At 68.0% G+C, this 10,688-nt stretch carries 8 protein-coding genes and 1 pseudogene; 4 read left to right on the plus strand and 5 right to left on the minus strand.

Features of this window, described 5'->3' with window-relative positions; genetic code table 11:
• Positions 1 to 5 precede the first annotated feature (5 nt).
• Both OCW50_RS28830 and OCW50_RS28835 read right to left on the minus strand, forming a co-directional pair.
• Positions 6 to 2,390 (minus strand): PAS domain-containing protein, encoded by a 2,385-nt coding sequence (locus OCW50_RS28830; RefSeq protein WP_262299955.1) that lies wholly within the window; start codon positions 2,388 to 2,390, stop codon positions 6 to 8.
• 90 nt (positions 2,391 to 2,480) lie between these two features.
• Positions 2,481 to 4,592: a S9 family peptidase gene (locus OCW50_RS28835; RefSeq protein ID WP_262299956.1), complete on the minus strand. Its 2,112-nt coding sequence runs from the start codon at positions 4,590 to 4,592 to the stop codon at positions 2,481 to 2,483.
• A gap of 425 nt (positions 4,593 to 5,017) precedes the next feature.
• On the opposite strand from OCW50_RS28835, the gene OCW50_RS28840 reads away from it, so the two are divergent.
• Positions 5,018 to 5,452 (plus strand): Ros/MucR family transcriptional regulator, encoded by a 435-nt coding sequence (locus OCW50_RS28840; protein ID WP_036352441.1) that lies wholly within the window; start codon positions 5,018 to 5,020, stop codon positions 5,450 to 5,452.
• Between the two features lie 345 nt (positions 5,453 to 5,797).
• On the opposite strand, the gene ftrA is transcribed toward OCW50_RS28840, so the two are convergent.
• A complete protein-coding gene (ftrA, locus tag OCW50_RS28845) occupies positions 5,798 to 6,862 on the minus strand; it encodes a transcriptional regulator FtrA (RefSeq protein ID WP_373371531.1) in 1,065 nt (354 codons plus the stop codon).
• Between the two features lie 66 nt (positions 6,863 to 6,928).
• On the opposite strand from ftrA, the gene OCW50_RS28850 reads away from it, so the two are divergent.
• Complete coding sequence (locus OCW50_RS28850) at positions 6,929 to 7,399, plus strand: rhodanese-like domain-containing protein (protein ID WP_262299958.1); 471 nt, start codon at positions 6,929 to 6,931, stop codon at positions 7,397 to 7,399.
• 190 nt (positions 7,400 to 7,589) lie between these two features.
• Positions 7,590 to 8,558 (plus strand): DUF6456 domain-containing protein, encoded by a 969-nt coding sequence (locus tag OCW50_RS28855; RefSeq protein ID WP_262299959.1) that lies wholly within the window; start codon positions 7,590 to 7,592, stop codon positions 8,556 to 8,558.
• A gap of 382 nt (positions 8,559 to 8,940) precedes the next feature.
• Here the strand turns inward: OCW50_RS28855 and OCW50_RS28860 are convergent, their stop codons facing one another.
• Together OCW50_RS28860 and OCW50_RS28865 are read right to left on the minus strand one after the other, a co-directional pair.
• The gene (locus tag OCW50_RS28860; protein ID WP_262299960.1) at positions 8,941 to 9,396 is read right to left on the minus strand and encodes a SufE family protein; all 456 of its coding nucleotides are present in this window, start codon (positions 9,394 to 9,396) and stop codon (positions 8,941 to 8,943) included.
• Between the two features lie 41 nt (positions 9,397 to 9,437).
• Positions 9,438 to 9,788, minus strand: coding sequence for a hypothetical protein (locus OCW50_RS28865; RefSeq protein WP_262299961.1), 351 nt, complete (start codon positions 9,786 to 9,788; stop codon positions 9,438 to 9,440).
• Between the two features lie 353 nt (positions 9,789 to 10,141).
• Between OCW50_RS28865 and OCW50_RS28870 the strand changes: the two are divergent.
• Positions 10,142 to 10,688, plus strand: a pseudogene (locus OCW50_RS28870) (hypothetical protein); the annotation flags it as partial.

The raw sequence follows: 10,688 nt of genomic DNA on the forward strand, positions 1-10,688 counted from the left end.
AGCCCCTACATGCCGGGGTCGAAGGTCGGATGGCCGGTCGGGATCGGCATCCGCATGGAGAAGCGCAGGCCTTCTTCGAGGAACTCCATGGACACCTCGGCCTGGAGCTGCGCGGCCAGCACGCGCTGGAGCAGGCGCGTCCCGAAGCCCTGACGGGTGGGTTTTCCCACGCGGGGTCCGCCATGCTCCACCCAGGTGAAGTGCAGCATCGGGCGCTCCCCGTCGACGATCCCCCATCGCACGTCGACCTGCCCGCCGAAGGTCGACAGGGCGCCGTGCTTGGCGGCGTTCGTGGTCAGCTCATGGATCGCCATGCCGATCGGCACCGCCGCCTCGGAGGGCAGTTCCAGGGGCGGCCCCTCGATGGTGATGCGGTTGCGGGCCTCGTCCTCGTAAGGGCCGAGTTCCGTCTGGACGAGATCGTCCAGGGCCGCCTTCTGCCACAGGTCCTCGGTCAGGAGATTATGGGTCCGGGCCAGGGACACGATGCGGCCGACGAAGCCCTGGTAGAATTCGTCGATGCTCGACGCCGTGCGCGCCGTGGACCCCACGATGGCCTGGACGGTCGCCAGGGTGTTCTTCACCCGGTGGTGGAGTTCGCGGATGAGCAGGTTCTGGCGCTTCTCCGCCTCCTTGTAGCGCGTGATGTCGATATTGACGCCGACCATGCGCAGGGGAGCGCCCTTGTCGTCGTAGAAGAAGAGCGCGATCGTATCGATGGTGCGGACCGTGCCGTCGGGACGGCGGATGCGATAGGCCAGGTTGATCTCGGGGTCGTGGCGCGCGAGCGCCTCGCCGATGGCCTTGTTGGAGGGCACCAGGTCGTCCGGCAGCACCGCGGCCTCCCAGCTCGAGAAGTCCTCCCCGAAGGTGCCTTTGTCCAGGCCGAACAGGCGTTCCTGCTCCTCGGTCCAGGTGACCTTGCCGGAGGGGACGTCCCAGTCGAACACGCCGATCCCGGCCGCCCGCTGGGCCAGCGCCAGGCGTTCCTCGCTGACCCGCAAGGCCGCTTCGGTCAGCTTGAGGTCGTGGATGTCGACGCTCGTGCCGACCCAGCCCCTGAACTCGCCCGTGGCGGCATTGTGCACCGGGGCGGCCCGGATGATGTGCCACCGGTAATCGCCCTCCTTGGAACGGTAGCGCACCTCCGTCGTATAGGGTGTCTCGTTCGCCATGACGGGCTTCAGCTCTTCGGTCATCCTCACCCAGTCGTCCGGGTGAATGGCCGCCGTCCAGCTGTGTCCCAGGGCCTCCTCGGGCGGCAGGCCCGAATAGGCGACCCAGCGTTCGTTCGTGTAGGTCAGTTCGAGATTGGGCTTGACGATCCAGACCAGCGCCGGGAGCGACTCGGCGATGAGCTTGAACCGCGCCTCGATCTCGCGGAGCTTCGTCTCGGCCCGGACCTTCTCGATGGCGAGCCACGTGCGCTCCGCCACGTCTTCCACGAGGGCGACCTCGTCGCTCGTCCAGTCGCGGGGAGTCGAGGAATAGACGTAGAACTCGGCGATGAAGCGTCCGTTCTTGTGAATGGGCACGAGGAAGCCCGCGCGCGCATTGATGGTGCTGTAGAGGGCCTGCAGCGCCGGGTCGTCGAGGCGGGGATCGCTCCGCACGTCGTTGATGATGGCGGGCTCCCCGCGCCGGAGAGCCTCGATGATCGGGCCGGCATGCCGGTCGATCTTCTCGACCTTGCCCTCGTTGGTGATGAGCCCCCAGGACCACTCGCGCTCCACGATGATGACGCCGCGATCCTCGTAGACCTCGCCGTAGCCCGCCGTGTCGACCTTCAGGAGCTTGCTCACGTTGCGCGACGCGATCTCCATGATCTCGTATTCGTCGTCGATGCTGCTGATCTGGTCGTTGAGCTTGAGGAGGAATTCCTGACGGCGCTGCGCCTGGTCCATCTCCTCCCGCAGCCTCTGCCGCTCCCTGATGTCCTGCAGGACGCCCACGAAGCGGACCGGCTTGGTGCCCTCGAAGACGATGCCGCCGCGCACATGGACGTGGCCGATGCTTCCATCCGGTTTCAGGATGCGATGCTCGATGTTGAAATCCGTCCGGGTGCGGAGCGCATAGGCGATCGCCTGGTTGATGCGCTCGATGTCGGCCGGATGGAACATGGCCTGCAGGTCGGCGTATGTGAGTTTCGCCTCGGGCGGAAGCCCGAGGTACAGCCTGAAGGCCGGCGTGCCGGTCACCTCGCCGGATTCCAGGTCCCGCTCCCAGGCGCCGAGGCGGCCGATCTCGAGGGCCATCCTCAGCTTCATGTTGCTCGACCGCAGCGCCTCCTCGGCCTGAGCCAGCCGGGTCTCGAGCTCCGCGACGCGTTGCCCGTCGCCCTCGCGCGGGGCCACGACGCCTTCAACGGTCAAACTGCCGCGCTCGGTCATCTGTCGGTTACTTTCAAGGTCACTGTGCACGCTCTGCGGCTTGGCGCGCCGCGCTCCCGTCCGTGTTACGTTTTCACATAGCGCGTCGGATCAATTCTGGAACCCTTGAACGCATCGGATCGCGAAGGCATAGGCGAGGCCGACCTCCTCGAGGCGGTCGAACCGGCCGGCCGCGCCCGCATGGCCCGCCTCCATGTTGAGCTTGAGCACGACCGGGCCGCCCCCGGTCATGGTGGACCTGAGCCGCGCGACCCATTTGGCGGGCTCCCAATAGGTGACCCGCGGGTCCGTGAGCCCGGCCAGCGCCAGGATCGCCGGATAGGCCTGCGGCCTCACATTGTCGTAGGGCGAGTAGGACAGGATCGTCCGGAAGGCCGCCTCGTCGGCGGCCGGGTTGCCCCATTCGGGCCATTCCGGCGGCGTGAGGGGCAGGTCGCTGTCGAGCATGGTGTTGAGCACGTCGACGAACGGCACCTCGGCGATGATCCCGGCGAACAGGTCCGGCGCTAGGTTGGCCACGGCCCCCATGAGCATGCCGCCCGCGCTGCCGCCATGGGCCACGATCCGCCCGCGGGCCGTGTAGCCCGCCTGGACGAGAGCCTCGCCGCAGGCGATGAAATCGGTGAACGTGTTCGGCTTCTTCTCGCGCTTGCCGTCCATGTACCAGCGCCAGCCCTTTTCCGTGCCGCCGCGGACATGCGCGATGGCATAGACGAACCCCCGGTCGACCAGGGACAGGATCCCGGTGCGGAAGCCCGCGGGCATGGACATGCCGTAGGAGCCGTATCCGTAGAGCAGGCACGGGGCGGAGCCGTCGAGCGCCACATCGCGCCGGTGGACCAGGGAGACGGGGACCTGTTCGCCGTCGGGCGCCGTCGCGAACAGCCGCCGCGTCACGTAATCGGCCGGGTTGTGCCCGCTCGGCACCTCCTGGCGCTTGCGCAGGACGCGCTCGCCGGTCCGCAGGTTGTAGTCGGTCACTTCGCTCGGCGTCGTCATGGACGAGTAGTGGTAGCGGATGATGTCCGTGTCGAACTCGTAGCCGGCCGAGAAGCCCAGCGAATACGCCTCCTCGGCGAACGCGACCTTCTCCTCCCGGCCGGTGGCGAAGTCCCGCAGCACGATGCGCGGATTGGCGTTCTCCCGCTCGAGGCGCACCAGATAGCGGGCGAGCGCCACGACCGACAGGATCATCGTGCCGGGCCGGTAGGGCACCAGGTCGGTCCAGAACGCGCGTCCGGGCGTCGCGACCGGAGCCGTGACGATCTTGAAATCCTCGGACCCGTCCGCGTTGGTCAGGATGATCAGGCGGTCGCCGTGATGCTCCACATCGTACTTCAGCCGGGGCGTGCGCGGCTCGACGAGCCGGGGCGACGCCGAGGCATCGGCCCGGTCGAGCAGCCAGATCTCCGAGGTTTCATGGTCGCTGGCCTCGATCAGCACGAAGGCGTTCGACTGGGTGACCCCGAGCTTCACGAAGAAGCCCGGGTCCTGTTCCTCGTACACCACCTGATCCTGCTCGGACCCGGTGCCGAGACGATGGCGCTTGACCCGCACGGGGCGGTGGTTCTCGTCGAGCTCAACGTAGTAGAAGCCGGACGAATCGTTGAGCCATACGGCGCCCCCGGAGGTCTGGAGCACCGCGTCCTCGAGGTCCGTGCCGGTGTCGAGATCGCGCACGCGGATCGTGAAATACTCCGAGCCCTTGAGATCCGCCCCCCAGGCCATGAGCCGGTGGTCGGGCGAGTGGTCCGCCCCGCCCAGGTCGAAGAAGGGATGGCCTTCCGCCTCCCTGTCCCCGTCGAGCATGATCGTCTCGGGACCGCCGTCGCGGGGCTGCCGGCAGACCAGGGGATGCTGTCCGCCCTCCCGGAAGCGGGTGAAATAGGCGAAGGGCCCGTCCGGCTCGGAAACGGTCGAATCATCCTCCTTGATGCGCCCGCGCATCTCGGCCACGATCCGGGCCTGAAGCTCCTCCGTTCCGGCAAAGACCGCGGCCGCGTAGGCGTTCTCCTGCTCCAGGACGGTCCGGATGGATCCGTCGAGGGCGGACGGGTCCTTGAGAACGTCCCGCCAGTTCTCCGCCTTCAGCCACGCGTAATCGTCATGGACCCGGATCCCGTGCACGTCGACGACGTGCGGTCGCGCCGGGACCGACGGCGCGGCGGGCAGGGGACGAGTGGCGAGGCGTTCGATGTTCATGAAACCGTCCGGGCAAATCATCAAGAGGCGGGATTATGCACAGATAACGACAATTTCCCATGCCGGGTCCCGTTTGCGCCGCCGGGCGCCCGCCCGGCGCAAAAGCGGGCGCCTTTCTAGTTACTTCTTCAGATCGGAGCGATAAAAATTCTGTGACGAAAGCCTTAAACTGCGTCGGAACCCATTAACTGTTCAGCGCAGGTTTATTGCATAGTGGAAGTTGATACGAAGTTTTCCAAAGTTTTCCTTTTGCACATCTTGCAAAGGCGCTGGATTTGCCATACTTGGACGAGCGAGCACGATTTCTGTGCAAGTACGGTGCGGCTCAAGGAAGAGGCAAGCATTGCCTCAGACAAGAATGCTCAATTGTAGGCTGAAATGCTTCTTTGAGTCATTCTAAAGAGCCGGAAAGGAAGAAAATCAAAATGAGCGACAACATCGCTGCTTCGAACTACATTGAGTTGGCTGCAGATATCGTTTCTGCCTATGTGAGCAACAATTCTGTTCCTTCGGGCGATCTGCCGACGCTGATCAACGACGTTCATTCGGCTCTTCTGCGTGTCGGGGGCGGCACCGTGGAAGCGCCCGTCGAGGCCCCGAAGCCGGCCATTCCGGTGAAGAAGTCCGTGACCCCGGATTACATCGTCTGCCTCGAGGACGGTAAGAAGTTCAAGTCGCTGAAGCGCCATCTGCGCACGCAGTACAACATGACCCCCGAGCAGTACCGGGAGAAGTGGGCCCTGCCCGTCGATTACCCGATGGTGGCTCCCAACTACGCCAAGGCCCGTTCGGAACTCGCCAAGGAGATGGGCCTCGGCCAGCAGCGCCGGAAGCGCCGGTCCTCGCGCAGCAGCAGCTAGCGCGCCGTGCGAACACCCTCCCCACGTCATGGCCGGCCTTGTGCCGGCCATCCCGATGCGGAGGAGCGCGGCGTTCCCAACAATCGAGATCACCGGCACAGGGCCGGTGATGACGGGGTGCGTGTGGTCCGGTCCTGACATCCTCCCCACGTCATGGCCGGGCTTGTCCCGGCCATCCCGATCGGAGGAGCGCCGCGCCTCAGACAATCGAGATCACCGGCACAGGGCCGGTGATGACGTGGAGGGCGGTGCGATCAAGACAGGGGCCCGAGCGGTGCGCCGCTCAAAGGCTTGAGCATCGGATTCGATCCCGAAAATGGTGTCCACGTTTCCCGTCCGATGCTCTCAGCGGGCCGCCTCCGCGCCCCCATCAGCCGCCCCCCGGGCGGCTTTTTGCTTGTCTGAGCCGTGAGGATCCGGCGCGCGCGCCCGTTCGGGCGCGAACCGGGCGCGATAGGCCGCCGGGCTCGTGCCGAGCCGCGTCCTGAAATGATGGCGCAGGGTCGCGGCGGACCCGAAGCCGGTCGCTCCCGCGATGGCCTCGATGGATTCGCCCGTCGATTCGAGCAGGTCCCGGGCGCGGGCTAGGCGCTCCGCGAGCAGCCATTCCCCCGGCGGCAGGCCCGTCGCGGCCTTGAAGCGCCGCAGGAAGGTGCGCACGCTCATGCCGGCTTCCGCCGCGAGCGCGGCGACCGGCTGCTCCTCCGCGAGGCGCGCCCGCATCCGGTCGAACAGGGGCGCGAACCGCAGACCCTCGCGGGCCGGCGGCACGGGACGCTCGATGAACTGCGCCTGTCCGCCTTCGCGATGGGGCGGGACCACGAGGCGCCGGGCGAGCCGGTTGGCGATCTCGGGCCCGAAATCGGCCCGCACCACATGCAGGCAGAGATCGATGCCCGCCGCGCTGCCCGCCGAGGTCAGCACCCGGCCTTCGTCCACGTAGAGAACATCCGGCTCGACGGTGACGTCCGGGTAGAGCCGCGAGAGGTTTTCGACATGATGCCAGTGGGTGGTGGCGCGCCGGCCCGACAGCAGCCCCGTCGCGGCAAGAGCGAAGACGCCGGAACAGATCGACATGAGGCGCGCGCCTCGCCCGTGGGCTCTCCTCAGGGCCTCCACGAGTTCCGGCGGAACCGGCTCCGCATGGGCGCCCCGCCAGCCGGGAATCACGATGGTGCCGGCCTCCTCGAGCAGTTCGAGCCCGCCATTCGCCATGATCTGAAAGCCCCCGGTGGCCCGCAGGGGGCCGGGCTCGATGGCGCAGACCGCGAAGCGGTACCAGTCCGGGCCCATTTCCGGCCGGGGCAGGCCGAAGACCTCGACGGCGATGCCGAACTCGAACGTGCTCAGACGATCGTAGGCGAGGGCGACGACGAGACGGTTTGGCATGATGTTTACGCCTGTTGGCAAATGCGCCACTTCCCACCATGGCGCTTTCGCGGAACTCTGGCTACGGCTTTTCCACAGGAGGTTGCCATGCCAACGAGCCCCGTCGCGGCCATTCCGGCCGCCGCTCCGCCCCGGGCGGCGGAGCATTTCGCCAATCGTCTCGCGTTCGAAACGGATTGCGCCGACGTGCACGAATCCCTGTCGACCGGGATCGTGGACTTCGTGCTCCTGGACGTGCGCGGCCCCAAGGCCTACGCGCGCGCCCATGTGCCGGGCGCGCTCCATTGCCCCCATCGCGAGATGTCGGCCGAGCGCATGGCCGCCTGGCCCGCCACCACCCTGTTCGTGGTCTATTGCGCCGGTCCCCACTGCAACGGCGCCGACCGGGCGGCTCTGGCGCTGTCCCGGCTCGGGCGCCCGGTCAAGCTGATGCTGGGCGGGATGACCGGCTGGGCCGACGAAGGATTCGCCTTCGCCCGTGGTTCCGATCCCGGGTCCCTCGCCGATCCCGGGTTCCTCTCCGATCCCGGGTCCCTGGCGACGAGCCCCGCCGCCTGACGCCGGCCGGGTCTCTCGCCGTCCCGGGCGAGGGACCCATTGCGGCATTCATGCGGTCGGGAGAGGCCCCGTCCGCGTTATCCTCACTCTTATCAACACATTTGGATCCGCGTTGACAACTAGGGATATGCTCCCACTATCGGGGCCTGAGGGAGAGAGCCCCTCGTTGATGTGTTTATAGGAACAAAACATGAACATTGACGATCCCGATGAGGTTCATGGATCGATTGCGGCACCAAGGATTCCGGCCTCCGACAGCATCCGCCCGGGCAAGCGCTCGCGCAGGAAGGCCCGGGGGGCCGCAGCGGCCGGCGGAGAGCCTGCGGGTGTCGATCTGCCCCGGGAGGCTTGGCGGCTCCTGACCGCGCTCGGGCAGCCGGAGACCCGGGCCATGGCGGATCCGACCGATGCCGCGACGGTGCTTGTCCACAGGCGGCGCTCCGGAATCTCCGTGGGGGCAGGGCGCTTCGCGGCCACGGCCGCCGATGCCCTCGTGCGTCACGATCTCGCCCGCTGGGACATGTCGGCCTCCGGAGGCAGGGCTCTGGCGCGGACCGCCGCCGGGGAGGCCCATCTGCGCCGCCTGACCGCCCCGGAGGCCGGGACGGCGTTCCTGCACCAGCACCACGACACGGAACTCGCCACCGTGGCGACCGACGCGGGACCCGTGCGGGTGCGGGTCGATTCCGAGGAGAGCCCGCTCGACTGGCTGCGCCGCCGCAAGGGCCGCGACGGCGAGCCGCTGATCGACGAGGCGTCCTATCGGGCGGGCGAGCGCCTGCGGACCGACATCACGCTGGCCGGGCTCCTGCCGGGCGTGACGGCGCGCCTCGACGGGCTGCCGGCGAGCGCCGGCCCGGCCGCGCCGGGTGAGGCCACGGACCGGATGGTCGCGGCGCGCCAGCGCCTGTGCAACGCCTTCGACGCCCTCGGGGGCGATTTCAGCGACCTGCTGCTCGACCTGTGCGGCTTCCTGAAAGGCCTGGAGCAGATCGAGCGCGAGCGCCGGTGGCCGGCGCGCTCGGCCAAGGTGGTCGTGCGCCTCGCCCTCGCCCGGCTCGCGGAGCATTACGGCATCGAGGCCTCGGCCCGCGGTCCGGCGGCGTCCCGGGGCATCCGCGCCTGGCAGGCGGTGGTGATCGACGGCGGACGGGTGTGAGAAGCCCGGTCGGGCTCCGCACCCGTCCCGCCACCCACTGGGACGTCATGGCCGGCCTTGTGCCGGCCATCCCGATTGCTTCGGGCGCGGCGCCTCCCGTATCGGGATCACCGGCACAAGGCCGGTGATGACGTGGAGGGTGGTGTGAGCGGGTGATGACGGGGAGAGGTGACACGCTCCGGTGCGAACACCCTCCGCATGTCATGGCCGGCCCTGTGCCGGCCATCCCAATCCCTTGAAGCGCGGCGCCTCCCGTATCGGGATCACCGGGACGAGCCCGGTGATGACAGCGTCGAGGGTATCAGCGTGGAGGGTATCAGCGCCGCATCGTTCGAACCGGGCAGGCGTCGCGCTTCGCACCGGCGGGCTGTCCCGATCGCCTTCAGGTGGCCGCCAGGGCCATCTGGGCGTCGCGGCGGATCCGCTCGACCATGGATCTCACGCCGTTGGAGCGCTGCGGCGTCAGGTGCTCCGACAGGCCGAGCTCCTTGAACAGCCCGAGCGCGTCCGTCGCGAGAGCCTCCGCGGCCGTCTTGCCGCTGTAGAGGGAGATCAGGAGCGCCACGAGGCCGCGCACGATATGGGCGTCGCTGTCGCCGCGCAGATGCAGGACCGGATCGCCATCCTGGCGGTCGAGGTCGGTCTGGAGCCACACCTGGCTGGCGCAGCCCTGCACCTTGTTGACGTCGTTATGCGCCTCGTCGGGCAGGGGCTCCATGAGCCGGCCGAGCTCGATGAGATAGCGGTAGCGCTCCTCCCACTCGTCCAGCAGCTCGAAGTTGGAAACGATGTCGTCGATGGTCGGCAGCATGGCGGTCCCGCGGTGTCTGCCGACCATATAATCATCGCCGGGCGGTTTGGCGACCGAGGGCGGCGCCTTTACGTGCGAGGCTTGGACGCAGCCGGTGCGCGATCTTCGGGGCGCAGGGTGTCCGAGGGTTTGGTGTCGGAGGGCTTGATGTCGGAGGGCTTGGCGGGCGCCGCCGTGGGGAATCCGGACGTGGTCAGGATCTTGTCGACCACGGCCTGCTTGGCGCTGTCGGGAAGGGCTTTCCAGACGGTCTCGAGATGTCCGGGCCGGCCCTCTGCGGTCGCCCTTTCGGGAACGGCTTCGCTCGCCTTCGGGGCGAGGAGGGCCTGGAGATCGGCCGCTCCCTCGCCGTGCCGGCGCACGGGCGAGTAGTAGAAGATGGCCCCGACGATGAGGATGAAACGGAGGATCGAGAACATAGGCCGGTCGGGTGCTGAAACGAGGATCGATGCAGCATCATAACGGAGTTCGCCGGACGGCGCCCGGGAGGCGCGCCAAGAATCCGGAAACAGGATGAACGAAACCTTGCCAGGTTGGCGCTTCGGCAAAGCTCTGGAATCAAAGCGGAAATTCCTCGGACCCGATGGTCCGGCCGAGCCGGCGCCTCCGGCATGGACCGGGTTTGGCCGCGGGGCCGAAGCAATTAGGTTTCGCTTAAACCGGCTCTGTCAGGCTTTGCCCCGAGAAAGACAGAAAACGGTGCCTCGACGCCTTGCCTTGCGGGACGTGAAGACCAGAACGACATCCATCTTCGAAGACGGAAACGACTGCCTTGCGTGAAGCTTTTGTCGACCATCCCGATGACGACCTCGACCTGCCGGCCGTCGTGCGCCGGAAGGCTCCGGCCCGGCCGACCCAGAAGCGCGCGGCCAAGCCGCCGCGCAAGCCCGGGATCGGCGAGATGGCGGCGTCCTTCATGGTCGCGCATCCGCGCCAGATCCTGGCCGCCCTCTTCCTGACCGGATGCGGCGGCATGATCGCCTGGAACGCCCTGGCGCTGCAGAGCAGCCGCCACCCGGCGCCGCTCTTCACCACCCGGGAGGTCGTGCTGGCGCCGGGGCCGGACATCGAGCCCGATTTCTCCCGGCCCGAGGTCTCCCGGCCCGATGTTTCCCGGCCCCTTCCGCCGGCCCGTCCCGGCTCCAGGCCGGCCGACGAGGCGGCACAGGCGGCCGCTCCCCACGAGGCCGCCGCCCATCCCGTGGCCGAGGCGGCGCCGGCCGCCGCGCCGAAGCCCCGCAACCCCATCGCCGAGATGATCCGCACCGGCGGCCAGCCCGCCGCGGCGGCGCCTCCGCCGGCGCGGGCCCCGCAGGCCT

The sequence above is a fragment of the Microvirga sesbaniae genome, assembly GCF_025460805.1.
GTDB classification, from domain to species: Bacteria; Pseudomonadota; Alphaproteobacteria; order Rhizobiales; family Beijerinckiaceae; genus Microvirga; species Microvirga sesbaniae.

Bases quoted from the DNA above. Each gene is read 5' to 3' on its own strand.
- OCW50_RS28830 (WP_262299955.1), bottom strand. From the start codon at position 2,390: ATGACCGAGCGCGGCAGTTTGACCGTTGAAGGCGTCGTGGCCCCGCGC.
- OCW50_RS28835 (WP_262299956.1), bottom strand. From the start codon at position 4,592: ATGAACATCGAACGCCTCGCCACTCGTCCCCTGCCCGCCGCGCCGTCG.
- OCW50_RS28840 (WP_036352441.1), top strand. From the start codon at position 5,018: ATGAGCGACAACATCGCTGCTTCGAACTACATTGAGTTGGCTGCAGAT.
- OCW50_RS28850 (WP_262299958.1), top strand. From the start codon at position 6,929: ATGCCAACGAGCCCCGTCGCGGCCATTCCGGCCGCCGCTCCGCCCCGG.
- OCW50_RS28855 (WP_262299959.1), top strand. From the start codon at position 7,590: ATGAACATTGACGATCCCGATGAGGTTCATGGATCGATTGCGGCACCA.
- OCW50_RS28860 (WP_262299960.1), bottom strand. From the start codon at position 9,396: ATGGTCGGCAGACACCGCGGGACCGCCATGCTGCCGACCATCGACGAC.
- OCW50_RS28865 (WP_262299961.1), bottom strand. From the start codon at position 9,788: ATGTTCTCGATCCTCCGTTTCATCCTCATCGTCGGGGCCATCTTCTAC.